Raw genomic sequence first — 23,928 nt, 5'->3', positions numbered from 1 at the left:
TCCCTCTCCTATTCTGTATCGATCTGGCGATAGGCGGCGATCAGACGATCCTCGCCTGCGCGTCCGTCCACCGAATTGCCATGCTCCGTGCCAATCACCCCGGCGTAGCGCTTGGCGCGTAGCCATTTGACGATATTGGCATAATGGATTTCGCCGGTCCCCGGTTCTTTGCGGCCGGGATTGTCGCCGAACTGGATATAGCCGATCTCGCTCCAGCAGGCGTCCATCGCCGGGATCAAATTCCCGGACTGGATCTGCTCGTGATAGAGATCGGCCAGGATCTTGACCGCCGGGCTGTTCGCGCCGCGCGCGACGGCATAGCCCTGCGCGATCGACTGCATGTAGACGCCGGGATGGTTGGTGCGCGTATTGAGCGGCTCCATCACCATCGCGATCCCGTGCGGCGCGACGATGTCGCCAGCACGGCGCATCACGTCGATCACCCGCGCCGTCTGGATGTCGAGCGGCACCTTCGGGTCGAGGAACCCGGTCACGACCGTCATCCGCGTTGCGTTCAGCCGCTTGGCGACGTCGATCGCGGCGCGGATATCGGCCAGGAACGCCTCGCGCTCGGCGCCGTCATTGGCGCCGAGCAGCGGGCGGGACTGCGACCATTTGGGCATGCTCGCAACAAACACGCCCATCGTCATGCCGCGGTCGCGCAGCGCCTTGGCCATCTGCACCTGTTCGGCCACCGGGCGGCCGGCCGCCTCATTGTCTTCCCAGGCAGTGAAGCCCTGGTCGGCGGCGAAGGCGATCTGCTCGATCAGTCCGCCGCGGCTGGCAAAACTCCCCTCGTGCGGCGCAAAGCCGAGCGAGAAGCGCGCCGCATTCGAACCGCGACGCTGCGCCCCGGCCAGCGCAGGCGCCAGCGAGGACGCAGCACCCGCCGCGATCAGGGTGCGGCGTGACACCGTCACGCGCGCACCGCGGTCACTGCGCGCCCTTGAGATAGGCGATGATCGCTGCACGCTTCGCCGGATCGGCCATGCCGATCGGCATCCGCGTGCCGGGAACCTTCTTGGTCGGCGCCGCGATGAACTGGTCTAGCGTGGCATCGTCCCAGCGCAGCTTCGAAGCCTTCATCGCCGCGGAATAGTTGAACCCCGGCGCCGATCCGGCGGCGCGGCCGGCAACGCCATTGAGATTGGGCCCGACGCCGTTCTTGCCGCCCTTCTGAACGGTGTGGCACGCCTTGCACGCCGCGAACGCCGGCGGCGGCGCGGTCTGCGCCACGGTGGGCGCAGCGGCGACGATGAGCGTTGCCGCTGCGACGGACGCTGCTCCCAGGCACGCGATAAACTTCATGCACTCTCTCCGATCATAGTCCATTTCTGGTCCGACGCCGCATTGGCGATGACTGCCTCAATGAACTGCATCGTCCGCAGCCCGTCGACGACATCCGGATACCAGCGCCCGTCCCCGCCGCGGATCGCCTCTGCGAAGCCGCGGTAAAGATTGGCGAAAGCCTCGATATACCCTTCAGGATGTCCCGAAGGTGTACGCAACAGCGGCGCCGTTCGCGGATCGAGACCCGGCCCACCGGCACGCACGATCTCCGCCGGGCGGTCGAGCCAGCGCAGCACCAGCGTGTTCGGCTCCATCTGGGCCCATTCCAGCCCACCGCGCTCGCCATGGATGCGCAGCTTCAGCCCATTTTCCTCGCCCGCCGCGACCTGGCTGGCCTTGAGCGTGCCGCGCGCCCCGCTAGCGAAGCGGAGCAGCGCACTGACATCATCGTCGAGCCGCCGCCCGGGCACGTGCGTGGTGAGCTCCGCCGACACCGATTCGACGGCCAGGCCCGACACATGCTCGGCAAGCTGGAAGGCGTGGGTGCCGATATCGCCGAGGCAGCCCCCCATCCCGGCGCGGGCCGGATCGGTGCGCCATTCGGCCTGCTTGTTGCCGCTCTCGTCGATCGGCTGGCTGAGCCAGCCCTGGAGATATTCGACCTGGACCAACCGGATTGCGCCGAGATCGCCGCGGGCGACCCGCGCGCGCGCCTCTTCGACCAGCGGATAGCCGCTATAGGTGAAGGCGAGTGCGAAACGGCGCCCGCTCGCTTTGGCCGCGGCGGCGATCGCCTGTGCCTCGGCGACGTTCATCGCCATCGGCTTTTCGCAGAAGACATGAAAGCCCGCCTCGAGCGCGGCAATCGCCATCGGCGCGTGGAGATAGTTGGGCGTGACGATCGCCACCGCGTCGATGCGCGCGTCGGCGGGCAGCGCCCGTTCGCCGGCGAGCATCGCCTCGAGCGAGGCATAGACGCGTTCGGAAGCGAGCCCCAGCGCCGCGCCGGTGCGGCCGTTGCGCCCGGCATCGGTGCTGAACGCGCCCGCCGCCAGTCGCCAGTCGCCGTCGAGCGCGGCGGCCATGCGGTGGACCGCGCCGATGAATGCACCCTCCCCGCCGCCGACCATGCCTAGGCGAAGCGCGCGCGTCATCGCGACAGCCCAAGCACCGCGTGGATCGCCGCCGGGTCCGCGCCGCTCGCGGCGAAATCGTCGAACGCGCGCTCGGTGCGGCGGATGATGTGATCGCGGATGAAGGGCGCGCCTTCGCGCGCGCCGTCCTCGGCATTCTTCAGCGCGCATTCCCATTCGAGCACGGCCCAGCCGGCATAGCCATATTGCGCCAGCTTGCTGAAGATCGCGCCGAAATCGACCTGGCCGTCGCCCAGCGAGCGGAACCGCCCGGCACGATCGACCCAATTCTCATAGCCGCCATAGACGCCGCTGCGCCCGGTAGGATTGAACTCGGCATCCTTGACGTGGAAGCAGGAAATCCGATCGTGATAGCGATCGATGAAGTCGAGATAGTCGAGCTGCTGCAGCACATAATGCGACGGGTCGAACAGGATCCGCGCGCGCGGATGATTGTCGACCGCCGCGAGGAAGCGCTCCCAGGTCGCGCCGTCATGGATGTCCTCGCCCGGATAAATCTCGAACGCGCAATCGACGCCGGCATCGTCGAACACGTCGAGGATCGGCACCCAACGCCGCGCGAGCTCGGCAAAGGCTTCCTCGACCAGCCCGGCGGGACGCTGTGGCCAGGGATAGACATAGGGCCAGGCCAGCGCGCCCGAAAAGGTCGCATGGGCATTCAGCCCGAGATTGGCGCTGGCCTTGGCGGCGAGCTTGACCTGCTCGACCGCCCAGGCCTGGCGCTCGGCCGGCTTGCCGTGCAGCTCGGCCGGCGCGAAACCGTCGAACAGTGTGTCATAGGCGGGGTGCACCGCAACCAGCTGGCCCTGGAGATGAGTTGAAAGCTCGGTCGGCTCGATGCCGTGCTTCGCCAGCGTGGCGCGCAGATCGTCGCAATAGGCCTGGCTCTCGGCGGCGGTCTTCAGGTCGATCAGCCGCGGATCGCAGGGGATCTGGACGCCTTTATAGCCAAGCCCGGCCGCCCAGCGCGCCATATTCTCCAGCGTGTCGAACGGCGCCGCGTCGCCGAGGAACTGCGCCAGGAAGATCGCTGGCCCCTTCATCGCCTTCATGCTGCCGCCTCCGCCTTGCTGGTGTCGCGGAAGGTGAGCTGGAACAACAGTGCGATCACCGCCGCGGCCGCGGCCGGATACCACCACATATGCTGCCAGTCGGCGATGGTCGGCGCCTCCGGCAGCTGCGCATAGAGCAACGCGCCGATCTGCGAGCCGAGCAGCATGCCCACGCCATAGGTGAACAGGGTAAGCATTCCCTGTGCCTGCGCGTTGACCCCCTTGGGCGTCGCGATCGTGCCGGTGTAGATCGCGCCGGCGACGAAGAAGAAGTCGTAGCACACGCCGTGCAGCGCGACGCCGAGATAGACTGCCCAAAGCCCGCTGCCGCCATCGCCGATCGCGAACAGCGCATAGCGCAGCGCCCAGGCCGCCATGCCGACCAGCAGCAGCGGCTTGACCCCGAAGCGGCGATACAGGAGCGGCATCGCGAACATGAAACCGAGCTCGGACATCTGCCCGATCGCCAGCGTGCCGCTGACATTCTCGATGCCCGCCGCGCCGACATAGGGCGAGGCATAGGCATAATACATCGCCAGCGGGATCGAGATCAGCGTCGCGCAGGCGATGAAGACCAGGAACGAGCGCTGCCGCATCAGCCCGAACGCCTCGACGCAGAAGACCTGGCGCACGATGCTCTCGTCGCGCGGCGCATCGGGCGCGACGTTGGGCAGGGTGAAGCTGTAAAGCCCGAGCGCGATAGAGACGACTGCCGCGACGGTGAAGATCTGCGGGCTGGCGGACAGGCCGAGCCAGCCGATGATCAGTCCCGCCACGATCCAGCCGAGCGTGCCGAAGGCGCGGACGAAGGGGAAATTGTCCACGCGCTCGCCGAAGCTCTTGAGCGCGATCGTATTCGCCAGCCCGACCGTCGGCATATAGAGGATCATATAGCCCAGCAGCAGCCAGACGAAGGTGGCGCCGTTCTCCGGGGTGATCAGCGAGGGCAGCACGAACAGGATCACGCCGCCGACGAGATGGAGGATCACCATCAGCATCTTCGGGCTGAGATAGCGGGTGGCGACCATGCCGAGCAGAAACGAACCGGCGATCGAGGCGATCGGGCCCATCGAGAAGGCGTTGCCGATCAGGTTGCCGATCCCGACGGTCTGCATGACCAGCCCGAGCGTAACCTGCCAGGCGCCCCACACGAAGAACTGCAGGAACATCAGCGCGCTCAGGCGCCCGGTCAGCACTCCGGAGATCGGACGTTCGACACCCGTAACCGCGCCATCCGCAATGGCCATGCGTAACCCTCCCCAGACGCAGGTGATCCTGCTTTTCGACTCGAAGGCTAAGCAGATCGAGGGTCGATGTAAAGGATTACATCGCCAGCTATCGACAGTGCGCATTTCCCACGACATGAAGGGGGAATGCCGACGATCATCGAAGTCGCCGCGATGGCCGGCGTCTCCACCGCCACCGTCTCGCGCGTCCTCAGCCAGCCCGAGCGCGTGGCCGAACAGACGCGCCGGCGCGTACTCGAGGTGGTCCAGCTTATCGGCTATTCGCCCAACGTCGCCGCCCGGTCGCTGCGCACGCTGCGCGCCGCCAAGATCCTGCTGACCGTCCCCGACATCTCGAACCCGTTCTTCGCCAGCGTGATCCGCGGCGCCGAAGAGGCAGCACGCGATGCCGGCTATGCCGTGGTGGTGGGCGACACCGGGCACGACCCCCAGGTCGAGGACCAATATGCCGAGATGCTGTCGCGCCGCGAAGTCGATGGACTGATCTTCCTCGGTCATCGCCTGCCCGAAAGCCTGGAAGCGCTGCTCGCACGCCAGGGCCCCGCCGCGCCGATCGTCAATGGCTGCGAATATAGTCCCGAGCTCGGCGTGCCGAGCGTCCATATCGATAACGCAGCGGCCAGCGACGACGCGATCGAGCATCTGATCGGCCTCGGCCACCGCGCCATCGGCGTTATCACCGGCCCGCCGATCAGCCCGATCAGTCGCGATCGCCTCTCCGGCGCGCTGCGAGCAGCCGAGCGTCACGGGCTGCGCGACCGCCTGCATCTGCGCACCGGCGATTATTCTGCGAAATCCGCGTTCGAAGAGACCGGCGACTTGCTCTCTCACGATGTGACGGCGATTTTCTGCTTCAGCGATGAAATGGCGCTCGGCGCGCTCAGCGCCATCAGCGCGGCGGGACTGTGCTGCCCGAACGACATATCGGTAGTCGGCTTCGACGACCTCCCGCTCGCCCGCTATTTCCAGCCCGCGCTCACCACAATCGCGCAGCCCAAGGGGCTGATCGGGCAGCGCGCTGTCGAATTGCTCGTGCAGATCCTGCGCGGCACGCCGAGCGCGGAGAGTCAAACGACGCTCCCGCATGCGTTGATAGTCCGGGAAAGCACCGGCCCACATCGTCCGCCTGAGGCCTAACAGCTCCGGTGAGGTGCTTGGAGGCGGTGGCGCTTATCGCCTCAGAAAACGACGACCCCGCGCATCGCAACTCGGTCACCGGCCGTGTCCGGCGCCACCCCCGACACAAGTCAGAGCCCAAGCGCAACCACTCAGCGCATCGCGAGCCCCAGCATCCTCCGGGTCGAATGGAGCGCCGTTTCGAACGGATCGTGCGTGCGGAGGATCTTGACCATGACACTCGCCCCCAGCCACTGATGATAGAGCGTCGCAGCGAGGTCTTCCGCCGGGTCGGCAGCTCGCAGCGAGCCATCGGCAACGCCTGCCTCGATCACCGCCTTCAACCGCGCGATGATACCGGCGGTGCCGGCCTTCAGCGCGAGACGCATCGGCTCGGAAAGGTCCGAGACTTCAGCTCCGAGCTTTACTGCGAGGCACCGACCCTGGCAGTCGAACGCCCCTTGCGCCTCCCGCCAGTTAGCGAAGTAGGTCATCAGGCGCTCGGCACCATTGAGTCCGGGCTTAACGAAAAGCGCGTCCATCTCTGCCAGATAGTCCTCGAAATACGCGTCGAGCATCGCTTCGCCGAACGCGTCTTTCGAGCCGAAATAATGGTAGAAAGACCCCTTGGGCACGCCGGCACTGCCTAGAATTTCAGTCAGGCCCACTGCCGAGAAGCCCTTGCGGCTCATGATCTTCTGGCCCGTCGCAAGAATTGCGCTACGGGTGTCCTTCTCAAATATGGCAGTGGTCATGCTTGCCATATAGGAAAATATAGACCGGTCGTCTAGGCCTCCGTTCCGCTCCCACTCCGCATCCATAAAGAGGCAAGCGCTGCTCCGCACCGCGTGAACGAAAAATGGCAGCAATCGAAAATTCTCTAGACGACCGGTCTAGCGACGTGTATTCGATCATTCAGCAGCACATAACGGTCTAGCCCGATTACAAGACGACCGGTCTAGTTCGAGCTGTCGGCCGAGCGTGCCGCCGCAAACGTATTTTTAGAAGGAAGATAACGATGAAGATCCTGATGGTGCTCACGTCCCACGACACGCTCGGCGACACGGGCCGCAAGACCGGTTTCTGGCTAGAAGAGCTGGCCGCGCCCTATTACGCGTTCAAGAATGCCGGCGCCGAGATCGTTCTCGCCTCGCCCAAGGGTGGCCACCCGCCGCTCGACCCGAAGAGCAACGAGCCCGCCAATCAGACCGACGACACGCGTCGCTTCGAGGCCGACCCCGAGGCCATGGCGTTGTTGGCAGAAACCGTGAAGCTGGCCGACATATCGCAGGCGGATTTCGACACGGTCTTCTACCCCGGCGGCCACGGTCCGCTATGGGATCTCGCCGAGGACGCGGCCTCGATCGCGTTGATCGAAGCATTCCTCGCCGCGGGCAAGCCGACCGCGTTCGTCTGCCACGCCCCGGGTGTGTTGCGTCATGTGAAAACCGCCGATGGCCGACCGCTGGTGGAAGGCAAGAAGGTCACCGGCTTTGCCAATAGCGAGGAAGACGGCGTCGGCTTGACCGACATCGTGCCGTTCCTCGTCGAGGACGAACTCAAGGCCAAGGGCGGCATCTATTCGCGCGGTCCGGATTGGGCCTCCTATGTCATCCAGGATGGGCTGCTCATCACTGGTCAAAATCCCGGCTCTTCGACCGCGACCGCGCGCGCGCTGGTGGACGCGCTCAAGGTGGCGGCATGACGGCCTATGTCGTCATGCTGCGCGAACGCACGACCGATCCCGAAGCGTTAGCGCTGTATCGCGAGCAGGCACCGCGCGCCCGCGAGGCCCATCCGCTGACGCCGCTGGCGTTCTACGGATCGCATGAGACGCTGGAGGGCGAGGACGTCGAGGGCGTCGCGATCCTTGCCTTTCCGTCGATGGCGGAAGCGCGTGCCTGGTATTCCAGCCCGGAATATCAGGCGGCGCTGCCCCACCGGATCGCCGGCAGCGTCTCCCGTGTCCTCCTGGTCGCCGGTACCGACGAACCGCCCGCGGGCAGCCCCACATAGAGGATCGGCCCTTCCTTGCCTTGAATTGACGCTGCGTTCGTCACCCGCTATTCTGCCGGTGCCAAAAGGTGCTCGCCGTCGCCGCCTGAACCCCACGCAAAAGCCGCACCGGACGGGCGGCTAGGAGACCTGCCATGAAGACTCTTCTCAAGCTGCTGACCGCCACCGCGCTCATCGCTTTGCCAGGCATCGCGACGGCGCAAACCCAAAAAGACCCCGTGCGCAATGTCGTGCTCGTCCACGGCGCCTTCGCCGACGGATCAGGCTGGAAGCAGGTCGCCGATATCCTTGCCAAGGACGGCTATACCGTCAGCATCGTGCAAGAGCCGCTGACCTCGCTGGCAGACGACGTCGCTGCGACCAACCGGATCCTCGATCGTCAGCAGGGCCGCGCAGTCCTGGTGGGCCACAGCTATGGCGGCGCGATCATCACCGAGGCGGGCAATAACCCGCATGTTGCCAGCCTGGTCTTCGTCGCCGCGTTCGTGCCGGACGCCGGCGAGACGATCGAAGCGCTGAACAAGACCAATCCACCGGCCGCGAAGAGCATCGCGCCGACCGCGGACGGCTATCTGCTCGTCGATCCGAAGAGCTTCCCCACCGACTTCGCTGCCGACGTGCCGCCTGCCGAGGCCCGATTCATGGCGCTCTCGCAGGTTCCGTGGAACGCCCGGATCGTATCGACGACGATCACTGCCCCGGCCTGGAAGTCCAAGCCGAGCTACGGGATCGTCGCGACGGAGGACCGCATGATCAACCCCGCTCTCGAACGCTCGATGTATCAGCGCGCGGGCGCCAAGATCACCGAGATCAAGGGCAGCCACGCCGTCTTCATCTCCCAGCCGCGCGCCGTGGCGACCGTCATCGAACAGGCGGCAGCACGCGCAAGCCAGTAAACGGTACCCCGCGAACGGGCGGGCGAACCGCGGGCGCTTCCGCAAGGCAGCCCAAATCCTCCCGCGCCTGCCAGCGGCACGCGCGGGAGGCAAAGCGACATCAGAACTTCGCCCGCAGCGTCACGCCATAGCGCGCCGGCAGATTGTAGTTCACCGTCCGGCCGAGATAGGCCGTCACGCCGGCACCCGAGGGCACCGCGAGCAATGCTTGCGAGATGATGTTCTTCTCGTTGGTCGCATTGTTCGCATAGAACGAAATATCGTATTTCCCTTCCTCCAGCCGAACACCGGCCCGCAGGTTGAGGTTAAATTGGCCGGGCACCTGCGTATAGATCGATTGGGTCACGCCCGTGCTGTAGTCGCTGGTGTAGGAATATTGCGCATAACTGTAGAACTCGCTGTCCGAGCCGATCTTGAAATCCCACGAAGGCGTGACCGACAAGGACCATTCGGGCGAATAGGGCGCGCGCTGCCCCTTGGCGTCGATATTCGCGATGCCGTTATAGCTCAGTTCCGCGGGTGCCGGCAGCGAGGGTGCGCGCGTATAGACGGCGTCGTTATAGTTTCCGTCGAACGTCAGCCGGAGCCCCGAGCCGAAATTGGCCGCCAGGCTCCATTCGACGCCCCGCGCGCGAATATCGCCGACATTGGTGGCGCCGCGCTGGGGCGTGCCATTGGGCAGCGTGAACGAGATCGACGTCTGAAAGCCCTCGAGTTTCTCTTGATAGGCGGCAAGGGCCAGGGTCAGGCGGCGGTCGAACAGCGACGCCTTGACGCCAGCCTCGAGATTCTTGGTCTTGGTCGGTTGGACCGCCGGCGCGGTCGGGCTGAGCGAGCGGTTGTTGAGGTCCAGGCCGCCAGCCTGGAAGCCCGTCGCATAGGTGATATAGGTCGTGAGGTCGGACGTGACCTTGTAGGACAGGCTGACCGTCCCGGAGACATTGTCGTTCGAGGTCTCGATGTCGAGCGGATAGCCGACGGTTGCCACCGCGGCGGGATAGCCCGGCGTAGTATAGACCACGCCCGGGTTGCGCTGCACCGCGTCGATCGCGGTGTAAAACGCGTTGAGCTGCGCGTTGGTCACCCCGGTGGGAAGCGATGTCGGGAGCAGGGTGGTATCGACCGGGCTGCTGCCGTTCTTGCGGTCGTAGGTGTAGCGAAGGCCTCCGGTCAGGTCCAAGGCGCTGCTGATGTGCCAGGTCGCCTGGCCATAGGCGGCCACGTTCCGGTTCTCGACGCGCGTGTCCTCAATGATCTGCGCACCGGTGAGCTGTGACCGAAACGAGAGCGGGATCGGGGTCAACGCCGTTCCGGCGAGCGTGTTATAGGCGTTGTACCACGGTATCACGTCCGCGCCGAACTGGTGGACGACATAATGGTCGTTCAACTTCGAATAATAGAGGAACGCCCCGGCCTGCCATTCGATCGGACCCTTGCGATTGGACGCCAGCCGGAATTCCTGGCTGAACTGGTCGCTCTTGCTGATCGCCATGTTCTGATAGATGTCGAGCGGAGAGCTGTCGCTGTCCTGGGGCGGATTGAAGCTCCACCGCCGCCACGCGCTGATCGAGGTCAGCGTCGCCCAGCCGAAATCATAGTCCGCCGTCAGCGAAACACCGGCGTTCGTCGTGCGCATGTGATTGTAGTTGTTGGTGATGCTGGCGCTGGGGTCGACGGCGAGGTTCCAGTTCTGCACGCCGCCGAAATTGGTGAGCTGGCTCAGCGCGTTGCGCGCGATCGTCACTCTCGCCTGCTGCGCAGCGGTGGTGTTGATCCCCCAATTGCCGGGGCCGAATATCTCGGTGATCCCGCCGCCCGAACTGAACCCCGACGAGCTGTCGCTCTCGATGTTCAGGTCGCCCGACAGGTTGATCTTCAGGTCGCCGGCATCGACCAGGAATTGCTGACGGATCCCCCAGCGCCCGGTCCCCGCGGTCTTGGCGTCGTCGGTCGCGGTCGGCGCGTAAATGCCCTTCTGCGTGGCCGAGTCTCGAAATGCCGGTCGGAACGGCGTGTCGATCCACCCGTCCGAGCGGGTGCCATAGGCCACCGTCCGAAACGCGATATTCTCGCTCAGCGGGCCGGTAATGATCGCTTTCGCCTGGGCAAAATTATAGCGGCCATAGGACAGTTCGAAGGTCTGGCTCGGCGTGAAGCTCGGCTTGTTGAAGGTGACGTTCAGCGCGCCCGCGGCGGCGTTGCGTCCGAACAGCGTGCCCTGGGGCCCGCGCAGCACCTCGAAGCTCTGGACGTCGACCAGATCCTGCAGCACCTGGCCCGGCCGGGCCTGATAGACCCCGTCGAAATAGACGCCGATCGCATTGTCCAGCCCGTCGGCTGCGGTCGGCGCATAGCCGATGCCGCGGATCGTCACCGAGAAATTGCGCGGATTGCCGCCTGTCGAATTCAGCCCCGGCGTCTGGTCGATCAAGCTTTGCAGGTCGATCGTGCCCTTGCGCTCGAGCGTTTCGCCGCTGATCGCCTGCACGGAGATCGGGACGTCCTGGATATTCTCGGCACGCCGCCGGGCGGTCACCACGATGTCTTTGTCGCTATCGCGGTCGCCCTCTGACTCGATGCTCGGCCCCTGTTGCGCCCAAGCCGGCACAGGCATCGCCATCACGGAAACGGTCACCAGAAGCGCACGCAGATAAGCAGATCGACCCATTCGATAGTCCCCCAACTCAATTCCTATTGAGTCGATAGGATATTGATCCTTAATTCCCACCGAACAGATATGGATTCTGTTCCGGACGGAAGTTTTTCTGCATCGCGGCCAGCGTGGCAGCGGGTCAGCATGGGGGTAGGAACCGGGAGAAGAGCCGTGCCGCTGATCGGAAATTTGCAGGTGAGCCCCCAGGGCTTCGGCGCGATGGGCCTGTCCCATGTCTACGGAAAGGCGGACGAAGCGGCGTCGATCCGCACGCTGCATCGCGCGATCGATCTCGGGGTCACCTTCTTCGATACCGCCACCGGCTATGGCAACGGCCATAACGAGGAACTGCTCGGCAGGGCGATCGCCGGCCGCCGGGACGGCCTCGTCATCGCCAGCAAGTTCACCCATCGGCGCGGCAGCGACGGCCAGCGCGTCTCGGCGCGCGAGGCGGTGGAGGCCAGCCTGCGCCGCCTCAACCTTGCGCGCATCGACCTCTATTATCTGCACCGCGTCGACCCCGAGACCCCGATCGAGGACTCGGTCGGCGAACTCGGGCGTTTGCGCGATGAGGGCAAGATTGGCGGTGTCGGGGTATCCGAGGTGAGCGCCGCCCAGCTTCGCGCGGCACATGCCGTCACCCTGCTAACCGCGCTCCAGAGCGAATATTCGCTCTGGAGCCGCGAAGTCGAAGCCGAAATTCTGCCGACGGCACGCGAACTCGGCATCGGGTTCGTCGCCTATAGCCCGCTCGGCCGCGGTTTCCTCGCCGGTGCCGGCCCGATCGACGATGAAGACCGCCGCCGTATCCACCCGCGCTTCCAGGCGGAGGCCGTCGCGGCGAACGCCCGCCGGCGCCGCACGATCGAGACCGTCGCCGAGCGACTGCACCGCACGCCGGCGCAAGTGAGCCTCGCCTGGGTGCTCTCCAAAGGCGTAGTGCCCATCCCCGGCACGCGGCATGTCGGCCATCTCGAAGACAATTGGGCAGCGGGCGAACTCCAGTTGGACGACGCCACCATCGCGGAACTGGAAGCCGCCTTCCCCCACGGCACCACGGTCGGCGATCGCTATCCCGCCGAGCAGATGAAGTCGGTCCCGGCCGAGCCCGCCCTCGCCTGATGGCGCTGGCGACCGCCTCGCGCTGGCCCAGGGGATCGGCACCGCTCGCCTTGTTCGTCGGCATATCGATCGCGCTGTTGGTCTTCTTCGCGCCGGCGCGCCATGCCGTCGCCGCGAAGGCCGGGCTCGCGCTCACGGCGCCACTGCCCGATCGCGTGCCCCCCGGCATCGTGCTGCGGGTCGGCGATCCCGTCACCCGTTGGGTGTTCGAGCATAACGGCTGGGACAAGAAGGTGCCGTTCCGCATCGAATGGGCCGAGATCACCGGCGGCCCCGATGTGACCGAAGCCTTCCATGCCGGCGTGCTCGATGTCGGCTTCGGCGCCAGCGTGCCGCCGATCCATGCCGTATGGATGGGCATCCCCGTGCGCATCATCGCATTTCGCGAATATGCCGATCGCGAGAGCCGCCAGGCTTATGTCTTCGGCATCGCGCCCAAGGCCAATATCAAGACCCTCTCGGACCTCCGCGGTAAGCGGATCGCCTTCAGCCCCAGCCAGGTGCAGGCGCAGATCGTCATCGAGACGCTCAAGGCGGCCGGCATCCGCCGCGAGGAGGTGACCCTGGTCGAACTGCCATCGAGCATCGGCGGCGATGTCTATACCAACGCGCTTGCCTCCGGCGCGATCGACGCCGCTCCGATCCGGGCGGATCTCGTCGCGCAGCGCTACATCCGCGATTTCGGCCCGCGCGGCGCGCGGATACTCAGGCATCCGCCCTTCCGCGACGACGGCGGCAACATCTACGTTCCCGAAACCGCGCTGGCCGATCCCGGCAAGGCGGCGGCACTCCGCATCTTCGTTCACTATTGGGGTCTCGGCCAGGCCTGGATCAACGCGCACCCCGAGGAACTGGCGCGCGGCTATTATGCCACAAAGCGCGGCCTCCCGCTCGCCGATGCCCGGGTGATGGCCTCGTATATCGCCAACGTCTCGGTGCCGCGCACCTGGGACGGCGCGATCGCCTATGAGCAAGCCGCTATCGACACGCTCGGCCCCGAGACCAAGCGTCCGCGCCTCGATGCGGCGGCGCTTTTCGACCGCCGCTTCGAGACGATCGCAGGCGATGCCGCCGCTGCTGCCAAAGGAAATCGGTGATGAACGCCTATCCCGAAGGGCTTCACCTGCCCGCGTTGCAGGAAGAAGCTCCGACCGCGCGCCCCGCCAAGCCGCGTCTCGCGCCACGGCACCGCCTCAGCCTGGGCAAGCCCGCCCGCTACGGCGTCCTGCTGGGCCCTGCCCTGCTGCTGCTTTACTGGTCGGTCCTCTCGGCCACCGGCTGGCTCGATCCCAGGACGTTGCCGGCACCGTGGACCGCAATCACCACGGCGGTCGACCTCATCCGGGAGGGCCGGCTCCAGGAGAATCTGGCAATCTCGGCGTGGCGCGCGCTGACCGGGCTCGGCTTCGGCGTGGCGGTCGGCGTAGCCCTAGCGCTGCTGTCCGGCCTCTCGCTACTCGGCGGCTATGTCATCGACGGGCTGGTCCAGATCAAGCGCGGCGTGCCGATCCTCGCGCTGATCCCCTTCATGATCCTGTGGCTGGGCATCGGCGAGACGATGAAGATCACGCTGATCGCCACTGCGGTGTTCTTCCCGGTCTACATCAATACCCATAATGCCTTGCGGGCGATCGACATCCGCCATGTCGAGCTGGCCGAAACGGTGCGGCTGACCCGCTGGCAGTTCCTGCGCTACGTCGTCATCCCCGGCTCGCTGCCCGGCTTCCTCACCGGACTTCGCTTCAGCGTCACGTCCTCCTGGCTGGCGCTGGTGGTGGTCGAGCAGCTCAACGCGACGAGCGGGATCGGCTATATGGTCACGCTCGCGCGCAACTATGCCCAGACCGACGTCATGCTGGTCGGCCTTGTCGTCTATGCGCTGCTCGGCTTCGGCTCGGACGCGCTGGTACGCCAGCTCGAGCGCCACCTGTTGCGCTGGCGCCGGACGCTCGGCCAATGACCGCCTCCATCGAACGGCCCGCGGTCGAAGTCCGCGGTCTCGTCCGCGCCTTCACGCTCAAGGGCGTACTCAACGGGATCGACCTGGAGATTGCGCCGGGCGAGTTCGTCGCGCTGCTCGGCCGCAGCGGCTCGGGCAAGAGCACCTTGCTGCGCGCCTTGGCCGAGATCGATCACGAGGCCGGAGGCACGGGCGAGATCCGGCTGCCCGAACGCAGTGCGGTGATCTTTCAGGACGCGCGTCTGCTCCCCTGGATGCGCGTGCTCGACAATGTCCTGCTTGGCATCTCGGGCGCGCGCGAGCGCGGGCGCGAGGCGCTCGCCGAAGTCGGCCTGGCCGGCCGCGAGCGCGCCTGGCCCCACGAGCTGTCGGGCGGCGAGCAGCAACGCGTCGCGCTGGCCCGCGCGCTGGTCCGAGCGCCCAAGCTGTTGCTCGCCGATGAGCCGTTCGGCGCGCTCGACGCGCTGACCCGCATCCAGATGCACGCGCTGCTGCGCCGGCTCGCCGACGTGCACGACCCGGCCGTGCTGCTGGTGACGCACGACATCGACGAAGCGATCCTGCTCGCGGATCGGATCGTCCTGCTCGATCAGGGGCGGCTCGCCGCCGACCTTCCCGTTGACCTCCCGCAGAACGGATTGGCGCGGGCCAAGCGGATCGCCGAGCTGCGCGCACTGCTCCGCCGGCTGCTCGGCGTCGAGGAGCCCCCCGAGCATCACGAGGACGCGGGGCTAGCCCCGGCTTTGGGAGGACAAAATGGGTGAAGTGACCAAACTGACGCGTGCGGCGGACGGGGCAGAGGCCTTGCGCGACACGCGCCTCTATGATCGCTATCGCGCCGCGCTCGACGTGGCGATCCCGTCGAATGCGACGCTTGATACCGTCCTCGCGCACCGCTCGGTCCGCGCCTATCTCCCCGATGCCGTGCCGCCCGGAACGATCGAGCTGCTGGTCGCCGCCGCGCAATCGGCGGCCAGCTCCTCCAACCTTCAGCCATGGAGCGTGGTCGCGGTCGAGGATCCGGCGCGCAAGGCCCGGCTGGCGGCGCTCGCCGGCAATCAGAAGCAGATCCTCCAGGCGCCGCTGTTCCTGCTGTGGATCGTCGACCATCACCGGCTGACCCAAATCGGCGATCAGCTCGGCACGCCGGCCGAGGGACTGCACTTCCTCGAAAGCTTCCTGCTGGGCGCAGTGGATACCTCGCTGGCGGCGCAGAACGCCGTGGTGGCGCTGGAATCGCTGGGTCTGGGCAGCTGCTATATCGGCGGCATCCGAAACAAGCCGGCAGAGGTGGCGGCGGAGCTCGGCCTGCCACCCCAGACCTTCGCGCTCTTCGGGCTGACGGTCGGCTATCCCGATCCCGCCGCCCCCGCCTCGGTCAAACCGCGCCTCCCGCAAGAGGCAGTCCTGTTCCGCGAGCACTATGGCGCGAGCGACAACAGGCCCGCGATCGCCGCCTATGATGCTCGGCTGCGCAGCTTCCAGCGCGAACAGCGCATGCCCGAGCGCGATTGGAGCGAACAGGCCAGCCAGCGCGTGCGCGGCGCCGTGTCGCTCGCCGGCCGGGACGTGCTGCGCCGCGTGCTCAACGGGCTCGGCTTCCGGCTCGATTAGGTCGCGCCCCTCTTCCTTCCGCATCGCATCATGGAGTTCTTATGCCGAACCCTTCCGAATTCCTCTGGTACATCCCCAATCAGATCGAGGGCGGCCATCGCGGCGACGTCAGCGACGGCGACCCGACAAGCCTCGAAACGCTGACCAGCCATGCCCTCGCGCTGGAAGACCATGGCTGGAAGGGCGCCCTGATCGGCACGAGCTGGGGCCGGCCGGACACCTTCACCGTCGCCACCGCACTCGCGGCGCGGACAAAGACCTTCGAGCCTCTCATCGCGATCCGGCCCGGTTACTGGCGGCCGGCGAACTTCGCTTCCGCCGCTGCGACGCTCGATCAGCTGACCAGCGGCCGCGTCCGCATCAACATCGTTTCGGGCCAGGACAATCTTGCGGCCTATGGCGATAGCGAGGGCGATCAGGCGCACCGCTATGGGCGCACCAAGGAGTTCATGCGGCTGGTGCGCCGGCTGTGGACCGAAACCAATGTCGATTTCGCCGGCGAGCATTTCCAGGTCGCGGGATCGACGGTCGCCCCGCGCATCACGCCGCGCGGCGATCGCCTTCATCCCCGGCTCTATTTTGGCGGCGCCTCCGAGGCGGCCGAGCGCGTGGCGGCGACCGAGGCGGACGTCCAGCTCTTCTGGGGCGAGCCGCTCGACGGCGTCGCCGATCGCATCGCGCGGCTGAAGCGATTGAGCCGCGACCTCGACCGCGACTTGCCGCCGCTCGAATTCGGCCTGCGCATCACCACGCTGGTACGCGACACCACCGAGCAGGCATGGGCCGATGCGGAGGCCAAGGTCGACGAGATGGCCGCCCGGCAGGACAAGGTCGACGAGCATCGCCGCGCCAAGGCGGTGGGCCAGCAACGACTGCTCGATCTCCACGCCCGCGGCGAAGTGCTCGACGACAATCTCTACACCGCACCCGGTCGCTATGGCGGCGGCGGCGCGGGGACGACCTGGCTGGTCGGATCGGCCGCCGACGTCGCCGCTTCGCTGCGCAAGTATCGCGACCTCGGCATCACCCATTTCGTCCTGTCCGACACGCCCTATCTCTCCGAGATCCGGCGGCAGGGCGATCAACTGCTGCCGCTGCTCCGCGACGCGCCGCCGGCGGCGTCCGGACGCCTGGTGCGGGCCGATCAACTCGCCTGATCCGAGGATGACCGACGCAGGAGAAGAACGCGTCGCGGGCGGCGGATTGCTCCACCGCCGGGCGCTGCTCGTCGCGGGGGCCTTGTCGACCGGCGGGCTCGTCACCGCCGTCCGGGCTGCGTCGCAGGCGCAAAGCCCGGCATCGATGCGCGATCCCGGCGCGCCGCTCTCGGGCTATGGCGCGCGCGTCCATACGAGCGAGGCGATCCAGCGGATCGTGCCGGACCTGCCCTTTCCCGGCACCGGATCGTCGCGAACCCCGCTGCAATTGCTCGAAGGGACGATCACGCCCAACGATCTCCATTTCGAGCGCCATCATAACGGCATTCCCGAGATCGATCCGGCGATGCACGAGCTGCTGGTCCACGGCCTCGTCCGCCAACCCCTGCTGTTCCGTTACGAGGATCTGCTGCGCTATCCCCGCGAAAGCCGCATCCTTTTCCTCGAATGCTCGGGCAACAGCGGAACACTCGCCGCCGCCCAACCGGTCCAGGCCAGCGCCGGCCAGCTGAACGGGCTCATTTCGGCAGCCGAGTGGACCGGCGTGCGGCTGTCCACCTTGCTCGACGAGGCTGGCATCGCGCCTTCGGCCCGCTGGGTGCAGGCCGAAGGGGCGGATGCCGCGGGCATGACGCGCAGCATCCCGCTGTCGCTGTGTCTCGAAGACGCGATGATCGCATTGTTCCAGAATGGCGAACCGCTGCGGCCCGCGCAGGGCTTCCCCATGCGGCTGCTGCTGCCGGGCATCGAGGGCAATGCCTCGATCAAATGGCTGCGTCGCCTCAAGTTGATCGCCGCGCCCGCCTTTTCGCGCGAGGAGACCTCCAAATACAGCGATCTGCGGCCGGACGGCAAAGCCGAGCTGTTCTCGCTGCGCATGGGGGTGAAGTCGATCATCCTGTCGCCGTCGTTCGGGCTGGACCTGCAGGGCGCGGGCTATCGGGAAATCAGCGGCCTCGCCTGGTCGGGTCGCGGGCGGGTCCGCAAGGTCGAGGTGTCCGCCGATGGCGGCGCGAGCTGGGCGGAGGCCGCGCTCGGCGATCCGGTGCTGCCCAAGGCGCTGACGCGCTTCCGCATGCCGTGGCGCTGGGAGGGCGGCCCGGCCGTCCTGATGAGCCGCGCAACGGACGAGACCGGCGCGGTCCAACCGCTGCGAGCCGCGTGGCGGGCGCACTATGGCGCGGGCCAGGGCTATCACAGCAATGCCGTCCAGAGCTGGGCCATCGACAGCCAGGGCAAGGTCGCGCATGTCTATGTCTAGGCACATGTTCTTCGTCGGTGCGGTGCTGCTGACCGGCGCAGTGGCCCTTGCCCGCGCCAGCGATGGCCCCGGCCATGACGGCACTCCGCCGCCGGCCAGTCCAAAGCTGGGGCGACCAGCTTCGGCGGACGCTATCCGGCGGATGGAGATCAGCATCGCGGCGAATGGCGCGGGACTCCCGCCGGGGTCGGGGTCGGTCGCCGACGGTCAGACAACCTACGAATCGAAATGCGCCGCATGCCATGGGCCGGCCGGCAGCGGCGGCATCGCCGATCGACTGACCGGCGGCATCGGCTCGCTCACCTCGGCCAAGCCGGTCAAGACCGTGGCCAGCTACTGGCCCTATGCGCCGCCGCTGTTCGACTATATCCGCCGCGCGATGCCGCTCACCGCGCCGCAATCGCTGGGCGACGGGGAAGTCTATAGCCTCGTCGCCTATCTGCTCTCGATCGACGGCATCGTCGCACGCGATGCCCGGCTGGACGGCGCCAGCCTGTCGCGAGTCCGAATGCCGAACCGCAATGGCTTCGTCAGCCTCGAAAACCAGCGCTTCGACGGCAATATCGAGCGCCCCGAACCCCATCGTTCCAACTGAGCCGCCCTCCCGGCTGCCCTTCATCTCCAGGGAATCCTGCCATGCCCCTATCCTATCGCTATCTCGGCCGCTCCGGCATCAAGGTCTCGCCCCTCACGCTCGGCACGATGATGTTCGGCGGGCAGACCGATGAGGCGACCGCGCACCGCATCATCGCCAAGGCGCGCGATCAGGGCATCAACTTCCTCGACACTGCAGACGTCTATAATGGCGGCCAGTCCGAGGTGGTCGTCGGCAAGGGCATCAAGGCGCATCGCGACGAATGGGTGGTCGCAACCAAATTCTCCAATCCGATGGCGCCCGGCCCCAACGGCGGCGGCCAGTCGCGCAAGTGGATCATCCGAAGCGTCGAAGACAGCCTGCGCCGACTCGGCACCGACCATATCGATCTGCTCTATTTCCACCGCGCGGTGTTCGACGCGCCGCTCGGCGAAGCCGTTCGCGCGATCGGCGACCTGATCCAGCAGGGCAAGCTGCGCTATTTCGGCGTCTCGAACTTTCGCGCCTGGCGCATTGCGGAGGTTTCGCATCTCGCCGATCAGTTCGGCATCGACCGGCCGATCGCCAGCCAGCCGCTCTACAACATCTTCAACCGCGTCGCTGAAGTGGAGCAGCTCCCTGCGGCGGACTTTTACGGGCTCGGCACCGTTTCCTACAGCCCGCTCGCGCGCGGCGTGCTCACCGGCAAATATGATCCCAACCAGCCGCCCCCTGCCGACACGCGCGCGGGACGGGGCGACAAGCGCATCCTGGAAACCGAATGGCGCCCGGAATCGATCGCGCTCGCCGCCAAGATCGCCCAGCACGCGCGCACGCGCGGCGTTGACCCGACGGCCTTCGCGATCGCCTGGGTGCTAAACAACAAGCACGTCACCAGCACGATCACCGGCCCACGCACCGAGGCGCATTGGGACAGCTATATTGCCGCACTCGACGTGACCTTCTCCGCCGAAGACGAGGCGCTGATCAACGATCTGGTCCCGACCGGCCATGCATCGACCCATGGCTTCACCGATCCCGGCCACCCCATCGAAGGCCGGGTGGCGTTGACCGACTGACGACCGATCCCCGGCATCGCTGCGGGTGGGGTCACAATCGTCGCCCGCAGCGCGATCCTATGGCAAGATTGCGGGCGCATTTTGGGGCGACAGCGCTGCGCTGCGCGGGCGCGGCACCATGGAATGACGGCAGGAAGCGCGGTGCGCGCGGCGCAGATTGCGGGTCAGCGATCTTGAAGCGCGACAAGGCGACAGCAAGCTTCCGGATGTAGACCATGACTACGCTGGGGAGGGTTTCTCGCCGCAACCCCGGCAGGTCTGGCGGCACCAGCATGCCCGGCGTCGCAGGCGCTTCAGCCCGCGAGACTTCGGTGCGAAAGCTCGCCACGGAGGCGGCGTTCGCCACGCCGGAGCGTGAAGGCCAGGCTGGATGTCGCCCGCGCGGCCCCGGATCCAGCGTCGGCATTTCCCCCGGCACTCTCTCGATTTTTGACGATCCTCGCCCGGGCTCCGACCAGACCGCTTTCGCCGCAGGTTGCTCATGCTGAAGCCGGTGGACCGCGCCACTGCGCGGGGCGGCGGGCACAAAAAAACCGCCGCGGGGTATCCCGAGGCGGTTGTGTTTGTGTGTTGGTTGCGGGGACAGGATTTGAACCTGTGACCTTCAGGTTATGAGCCTGACGAGCTACCGGACTGCTCCACCCCGCGCCACCAGACGATGCTTGGCTGGACGGAGCCCGGGGGCTCCGCAAGGCCGACCGGCCGTCGCGCCGAGTGGCGCGGTAGCCAAAGCCGCGGATGCGGCTGCCGGCGCTTGAGGCCAAGCAAGAAAGTGAATGGGTTTTTCCGAAATTCCTGAGTTGCTTCACGCACACCGGCTGCAATGCCTGGCGACGACCTACTCTTCCATCGCTTAGGCGATAGTACCATCGGCGCTGTCTGGTTTCACGGCCGAGTTCGGGATGGGATCGGGTGGGTCACAGACGCTATAGCCACCAAGCAATGAAGCCGGTGTGGCGAAACTTCTCAGGGTTTTCAAATCGATGCCCGTGCAGGCTTTGTTTCATCATCCGACCAAGCGGACAGATCTGGATATCCAGGGCTGTCATTGATGGTGGGACTCATCAAGCGCGAATAGGACAATTAGTACTGGTTAGCTCCATGCGTTACCGCACTTCCACATCCAGTCTATCAAGGTCGTGGTCTCCGACCGTCCTAAGAAATCTTATCTCGAGGGAGGCTTCCCGCTTAGATGCTTTCAGCGGTTATCCCGTCCATACATAGCTACCCAGCTGCGCTCTTGGCAGAACGACTGGTACACCAGAGGTATGTTCAACCCGGTCCTCTCGTACTAGGGTCAACTCCTCTCAAATTTCGACGCCCACGGCAGATAGGGACCAAACTGTCTCGCGACGTTCTGAACCCAGCTCACGTACCACTTTAATTGGCGAACAGCCAAACCCTTGGGACCTGCTCCAGCCCCAGGATGTGATGAGCCGACATCGAGGTGCCAAACAACCCCGTCGATATGAGCTCTTGGGGGTTATCAGCCTGTTATCCCCGGCGTACCTTTTATCCGTTGAGCGATGGCCCTTCCACGAGGGACCACCGGATCACTATGACCGACTTTCGTCTCTGCTCGACTTGTCAGTCTCGCAGTCAGGCTGGCTTATGCCATTGCACTCTAACAGCCGGTTTCCAACCGGCCTGAGCCAACCTTCGCGCGCCTCCGTTACTCTTTAGGAGGCGACCGCCCCAGTCAAACTACCCGCCACAGAGGGTCCCAACACCGGATGACGGTGCGTGGTTAGACATCAGAAAACAACAGGGTGGTATTTCACATTGTGGCTCCACATCAGCTGGCGCCAATGCTTCAAAGCCTCCCACCTATTCTACACAGTTCTTTCCTAATGCCACTCTGAAGCTGCAGTAAAGGTGCACGGGGTCTTTCCGTCTAACCGCGGGTACTCCGCATCTTCACGGAGAATTCAATTTCGCTGAGCATGTCCTGGAGACAGTGGGGAAGTCGTTACGCCATTCGTGCAGGTCGGAACTTACCCGACAAGGAATTTCGCTACCTTAGGACCGTTATAGTTACGGCCGCCGTTTACCTGGGCTTCATTTCGGAGCTTGCACCCCTCCACTTAACCTTCAGGCACCGGGCAGGCGTCAGGCCCTATACGTCGTCTTGAAGCCGACTTAGCAGAGCCCTGTGTTTTTGCTAAACAGTCGCTACCCCCTGGCCTGTGCCCCCTCAAAAAGCTTGCGCTCAGTGAGGGCCTCCTTCTTCCGAAGGTACGGAGGCAATTTGCCGAGTTCCTTCAGGACACTTCTCTCAAGCGCCTTGGTATACTCTACCTGACCACCTGTGTCGGTTTCGGGTACGGTCTATACGGTGGGGCTATTTCCCGGGACAACTTCGAAGCATGCTCAATCCGATAAGAGCATACAACACACGTCATCCGTCACACACCACCAGGCCCACGAATATTAACGTGGTTCCCATCGACTACCCCCTTCGGGCTCGTCTTAGGGGCCGGCTCACCCTGCGCGGATTAGCCTTGCGCAGGAACCCTTGGTCTTTCGGCGAGAGGGCATCTCACCCTCTTTATCGCTACTCATGTCTGCATTCGCACTTCCGATACCTCCACGACCCATTACCAGATCGCTTCACAGGCTTACGGAACGCTCCGCTACCGCGTACTCGTAAACGAGCACACCCTAAGCTTCGGTGCGTGTCTTGAGCCCCGTTACATCTTCGCCGCAGGAACCCTTATTTAGACCAGTGAGCTGTTACGCTTTCTTTAAAGGATGGCTGCTTCTAAGCCAACCTCCTGGTTGTTTTGGGATTCCCACATGCTTTCCCACTTAGACACGACTTGGGGACCTTAGCTGTAGGTCAGGGCTGTTTCCCTTTTGACGACGGACCTTAGCACCCGCCGTCTGTCTCCCGAGTAGTACTCCTAGGTATTCGGAGTTTGGTTAGGTTTGGTAGATCTCGCGACCCCCTAGCCCATCCAGTGCTCTACCCCCTAGGGTATTCGCTCGAGGCACTACCTCAATAGTTTTCGCGGAGAACCAGCTATTTCCCGGCTTGATTGGCCTTTCACCCCTAAACACAACTCATCCGGTAACTTTTCAACGTTAATCGGTTCGGACCTCCAGTGCGTGTTACCGCACCTTCATCCTGGTCATGCCTAGATCGCCGGGTTTCGGGTCTAATCCATCAAACTAAGTCGCCCTATTCAAACTCGCTTTCGCTGCGCCTACACCTAACGGCTTAAGCTTGCTTGATAGATTAAGTCACAGACCCATTATGCAAGAGGTACGCTGTCAGGCCTCAAGGACCCTCCAACTGCTTGTAGGCAATCCGTTTCAGGTACTGTTTCACTCCCCTCATCGGGGTGCTTTTCACCTTTCCCTCACGGTACTAGTTCGCTATCGGTCATGTACGAGTATTTAGGCTTAGAGGGTGGTCCCCCTATGTTCAGACAGGATTACACGTGTCCCGCCCTACTCGAGTCTTCTAACATCACTTTCGCATACGGGGCTGTCACCCGCTATGGCCATACTTTCCAGTATGTTCTGCTAGTTGAATTAGAAGCACTGGCCTGGTCCGCGTTCGCTCGCCACTACTAACGGAATCTCGGTTGATGTCTTTTCCTCCGGGTACTGAGATGTTTCAGTTCGCCGGGTTCGCTTCACGAAGCCTATTTTATTCAGCTTCATGATACCTTTCTCCCATTACTCCGCTCGTCATTGCTGACGGTCGAAATAATCGGATTAGGTGGGTTTCC

General features: G+C 65.0%; 20 protein-coding genes, 1 tRNA gene and 2 rRNA genes (1 of these 23 running past the window's edge). 13 read left to right on the top strand and 10 right to left on the bottom strand.

Annotated elements, in window-relative coordinates:
* Positions 1-8 precede the first annotated feature (8 nt).
* The 5 genes from AB2M62_RS01620 to AB2M62_RS01600 are packed head-to-tail and all read right to left on the bottom strand — an operon-like array spanning position 9 to position 4,743.
* The gene (locus AB2M62_RS01620; protein ID WP_404337228.1) at positions 9-914 is read right to left on the bottom strand and encodes a hydroxypyruvate isomerase family protein; all 906 of its coding nucleotides are present in this window, start codon (positions 912-914) and stop codon (positions 9-11) included.
* Between the two features lie 19 nt (positions 915-933).
* A complete protein-coding gene (locus AB2M62_RS01615; protein WP_404337227.1) occupies positions 934-1,308 on the bottom strand; it encodes a c-type cytochrome in 375 nt (124 codons plus the stop codon).
* The gene (locus AB2M62_RS01610; protein WP_404337225.1) at positions 1,305-2,444 is read right to left on the bottom strand and encodes a Gfo/Idh/MocA family protein; all 1,140 of its coding nucleotides are present in this window, start codon (positions 2,442-2,444) and stop codon (positions 1,305-1,307) included. The genes AB2M62_RS01615 and AB2M62_RS01610 overlap by 4 nt, the downstream gene beginning before the upstream one ends.
* Entirely contained in the window at positions 2,441-3,496 is a 1,056-nt protein-coding gene (locus AB2M62_RS01605) for a sugar phosphate isomerase/epimerase family protein (protein ID WP_404337224.1), read from the bottom strand. Before AB2M62_RS01605 ends, AB2M62_RS01610 begins: the two co-directional genes overlap by 4 nt.
* Positions 3,493-4,743 (bottom strand): MFS transporter, encoded by a 1,251-nt coding sequence (locus AB2M62_RS01600; RefSeq protein WP_404337222.1) that lies wholly within the window; start codon positions 4,741-4,743, stop codon positions 3,493-3,495. The genes AB2M62_RS01605 and AB2M62_RS01600 overlap by 4 nt, the downstream gene beginning before the upstream one ends.
* A 126-nt stretch (positions 4,744-4,869) precedes the next feature.
* Between AB2M62_RS01600 and AB2M62_RS01595 the strand changes: the two genes are divergently transcribed.
* Positions 4,870-5,880, top strand: coding sequence for a LacI family DNA-binding transcriptional regulator (locus AB2M62_RS01595; RefSeq protein ID WP_404337221.1), 1,011 nt, complete (start codon positions 4,870-4,872; stop codon positions 5,878-5,880).
* Between the two features lie 131 nt (positions 5,881-6,011).
* Here AB2M62_RS01595 and AB2M62_RS01590 read toward each other — a convergent pair whose 3' ends face one another.
* Positions 6,012-6,614, bottom strand: coding sequence for a TetR/AcrR family transcriptional regulator (locus tag AB2M62_RS01590; RefSeq protein WP_404337219.1), 603 nt, complete (start codon positions 6,612-6,614; stop codon positions 6,012-6,014).
* A 263-nt stretch (positions 6,615-6,877) separates the two neighbouring features.
* Here AB2M62_RS01590 and AB2M62_RS01585 point away from each other — a divergent pair, with 263 nt between their 5' ends.
* The 3 genes from AB2M62_RS01585 (at position 6,878) to AB2M62_RS01575 (ending at position 8,771) form a co-directional block, all read left to right on the top strand.
* Positions 6,878-7,564: a type 1 glutamine amidotransferase domain-containing protein gene (locus tag AB2M62_RS01585; RefSeq protein WP_404337218.1), complete on the top strand. Its 687-nt coding sequence runs from the start codon at positions 6,878-6,880 to the stop codon at positions 7,562-7,564.
* Entirely contained in the window at positions 7,561-7,875 is a 315-nt protein-coding gene (locus AB2M62_RS01580; protein ID WP_404337216.1) for a DUF1330 domain-containing protein, read from the top strand. Before AB2M62_RS01585 ends, AB2M62_RS01580 begins: the two co-directional genes overlap by 4 nt.
* Positions 7,876-8,009: 134 nt before the next feature.
* Positions 8,010-8,771 (top strand): alpha/beta fold hydrolase, encoded by a 762-nt coding sequence (locus AB2M62_RS01575; protein ID WP_404337215.1) that lies wholly within the window; start codon positions 8,010-8,012, stop codon positions 8,769-8,771.
* Between the two features lie 100 nt (positions 8,772-8,871).
* Here the strand turns inward: AB2M62_RS01575 and AB2M62_RS01570 are convergent, their stop codons facing one another.
* Positions 8,872-11,439 (bottom strand): TonB-dependent receptor, encoded by a 2,568-nt coding sequence (locus AB2M62_RS01570; protein WP_404337213.1) that lies wholly within the window; start codon positions 11,437-11,439, stop codon positions 8,872-8,874.
* A gap of 156 nt (positions 11,440-11,595) precedes the next feature.
* Between AB2M62_RS01570 and AB2M62_RS01565 the strand changes: the two genes are divergently transcribed.
* Genes AB2M62_RS01565 through AB2M62_RS01525 form a run of 9 tightly spaced genes read left to right on the top strand, consistent with a single transcriptional unit; the run spans position 11,596 to position 20,191 of the window.
* Positions 11,596-12,546, top strand: coding sequence for an aldo/keto reductase (locus AB2M62_RS01565; RefSeq protein WP_404337211.1), 951 nt, complete (start codon positions 11,596-11,598; stop codon positions 12,544-12,546).
* Positions 12,546-13,643 (top strand): ABC transporter substrate-binding protein, encoded by a 1,098-nt coding sequence (locus tag AB2M62_RS01560; RefSeq protein ID WP_404337209.1) that lies wholly within the window; start codon positions 12,546-12,548, stop codon positions 13,641-13,643. The genes AB2M62_RS01565 and AB2M62_RS01560 overlap by 1 nt, the downstream gene beginning before the upstream one ends.
* Positions 13,643-14,506, top strand: a complete 864-nt coding sequence (locus AB2M62_RS01555) for an ABC transporter permease (protein ID WP_404337207.1) — start codon at positions 13,643-13,645, stop codon at positions 14,504-14,506. Before AB2M62_RS01560 ends, AB2M62_RS01555 begins: the two co-directional genes overlap by 1 nt.
* Complete coding sequence (locus AB2M62_RS01550; protein WP_404337205.1) at positions 14,503-15,270, top strand: ABC transporter ATP-binding protein; 768 nt, start codon at positions 14,503-14,505, stop codon at positions 15,268-15,270. The genes AB2M62_RS01555 and AB2M62_RS01550 overlap by 4 nt, the downstream gene beginning before the upstream one ends.
* Complete coding sequence (locus AB2M62_RS01545; protein ID WP_404337202.1) at positions 15,263-16,120, top strand: NADPH-dependent oxidoreductase; 858 nt, start codon at positions 15,263-15,265, stop codon at positions 16,118-16,120. The genes AB2M62_RS01550 and AB2M62_RS01545 overlap by 8 nt, the downstream gene beginning before the upstream one ends.
* A 41-nt stretch (positions 16,121-16,161) precedes the next feature.
* Positions 16,162-17,277 carry an LLM class flavin-dependent oxidoreductase gene (locus AB2M62_RS01540; RefSeq protein ID WP_404337200.1) on the top strand — a complete coding sequence of 372 codons (1,116 nt, stop codon included), beginning with the start codon at positions 16,162-16,164 and terminating at the stop codon, positions 17,275-17,277.
* A gap of 7 nt (positions 17,278-17,284) precedes the next feature.
* Positions 17,285-18,538, top strand: a complete 1,254-nt coding sequence (soxC, locus tag AB2M62_RS01535; protein WP_404337199.1) for a sulfite dehydrogenase — start codon at positions 17,285-17,287, stop codon at positions 18,536-18,538.
* A 4-nt stretch (positions 18,539-18,542) separates the two neighbouring features.
* Complete coding sequence (locus AB2M62_RS01530) at positions 18,543-19,133, top strand: c-type cytochrome (RefSeq protein ID WP_404337197.1); 591 nt, start codon at positions 18,543-18,545, stop codon at positions 19,131-19,133.
* Between the two features lie 41 nt (positions 19,134-19,174).
* Positions 19,175-20,191, top strand: a complete 1,017-nt coding sequence (locus AB2M62_RS01525; protein WP_404337196.1) for an aldo/keto reductase — start codon at positions 19,175-19,177, stop codon at positions 20,189-20,191.
* A gap of 571 nt (positions 20,192-20,762) precedes the next feature.
* Here AB2M62_RS01525 and AB2M62_RS01520 read toward each other — a convergent pair.
* The 3 genes from AB2M62_RS01520 to AB2M62_RS01510 all read right to left on the bottom strand — a co-directional run.
* A tRNA-Met gene (locus tag AB2M62_RS01520) sits at positions 20,763-20,839 on the bottom strand.
* Positions 20,840-21,016: 177 nt separating this feature from the next.
* Positions 21,017-21,131 (bottom strand): 5S ribosomal RNA (gene rrf / locus AB2M62_RS01515).
* Positions 21,132-21,254: 123 nt separating this feature from the next.
* Positions 21,255-23,928, bottom strand: a 23S ribosomal RNA gene (locus AB2M62_RS01510) (it continues 121 nt past the right edge of the window).

The organism is Sphingomonas sp. MMS12-HWE2-04 (assembly GCF_044881185.1).
In the GTDB taxonomy this organism is placed as follows: Bacteria; Pseudomonadota; Alphaproteobacteria; order Sphingomonadales; family Sphingomonadaceae; genus Sphingomonas.
Note: the sequence above shows the minus strand (reverse complement) of the source record. Positions and strands in the feature narration are given on the sequence as shown.

Bases quoted from the DNA above. Each gene is read 5' to 3' on its own strand.
- AB2M62_RS01615 (WP_404337227.1), bottom strand. From the start codon at position 1,308: ATGAAGTTTATCGCGTGCCTGGGAGCAGCGTCCGTCGCAGCGGCAACG.
- AB2M62_RS01610 (WP_404337225.1), bottom strand. From the start codon at position 2,444: ATGACGCGCGCGCTTCGCCTAGGCATGGTCGGCGGCGGGGAGGGTGCA.
- AB2M62_RS01605 (WP_404337224.1), bottom strand. From the start codon at position 3,496: ATGAAGGCGATGAAGGGGCCAGCGATCTTCCTGGCGCAGTTCCTCGGC.
- AB2M62_RS01600 (WP_404337222.1), bottom strand. From the start codon at position 4,743: ATGGCCATTGCGGATGGCGCGGTTACGGGTGTCGAACGTCCGATCTCC.
- AB2M62_RS01595 (WP_404337221.1), top strand. From the start codon at position 4,870: ATGCCGACGATCATCGAAGTCGCCGCGATGGCCGGCGTCTCCACCGCC.
- AB2M62_RS01590 (WP_404337219.1), bottom strand. From the start codon at position 6,614: ATGACCACTGCCATATTTGAGAAGGACACCCGTAGCGCAATTCTTGCG.
- AB2M62_RS01585 (WP_404337218.1), top strand. From the start codon at position 6,878: ATGAAGATCCTGATGGTGCTCACGTCCCACGACACGCTCGGCGACACG.
- AB2M62_RS01580 (WP_404337216.1), top strand. From the start codon at position 7,561: ATGACGGCCTATGTCGTCATGCTGCGCGAACGCACGACCGATCCCGAA.
- AB2M62_RS01575 (WP_404337215.1), top strand. From the start codon at position 8,010: ATGAAGACTCTTCTCAAGCTGCTGACCGCCACCGCGCTCATCGCTTTG.
- AB2M62_RS01570 (WP_404337213.1), bottom strand. From the start codon at position 11,439: ATGGGTCGATCTGCTTATCTGCGTGCGCTTCTGGTGACCGTTTCCGTG.
- AB2M62_RS01560 (WP_404337209.1), top strand. From the start codon at position 12,546: ATGGCGCTGGCGACCGCCTCGCGCTGGCCCAGGGGATCGGCACCGCTC.
- AB2M62_RS01555 (WP_404337207.1), top strand. From the start codon at position 13,643: ATGAACGCCTATCCCGAAGGGCTTCACCTGCCCGCGTTGCAGGAAGAA.
- AB2M62_RS01550 (WP_404337205.1), top strand. From the start codon at position 14,503: ATGACCGCCTCCATCGAACGGCCCGCGGTCGAAGTCCGCGGTCTCGTC.
- AB2M62_RS01545 (WP_404337202.1), top strand. From the start codon at position 15,263: ATGGGTGAAGTGACCAAACTGACGCGTGCGGCGGACGGGGCAGAGGCC.
- AB2M62_RS01540 (WP_404337200.1), top strand. From the start codon at position 16,162: ATGCCGAACCCTTCCGAATTCCTCTGGTACATCCCCAATCAGATCGAG.
- soxC (WP_404337199.1), top strand. From the start codon at position 17,285: ATGACCGACGCAGGAGAAGAACGCGTCGCGGGCGGCGGATTGCTCCAC.
- AB2M62_RS01530 (WP_404337197.1), top strand. From the start codon at position 18,543: ATGTTCTTCGTCGGTGCGGTGCTGCTGACCGGCGCAGTGGCCCTTGCC.
- AB2M62_RS01525 (WP_404337196.1), top strand. From the start codon at position 19,175: ATGCCCCTATCCTATCGCTATCTCGGCCGCTCCGGCATCAAGGTCTCG.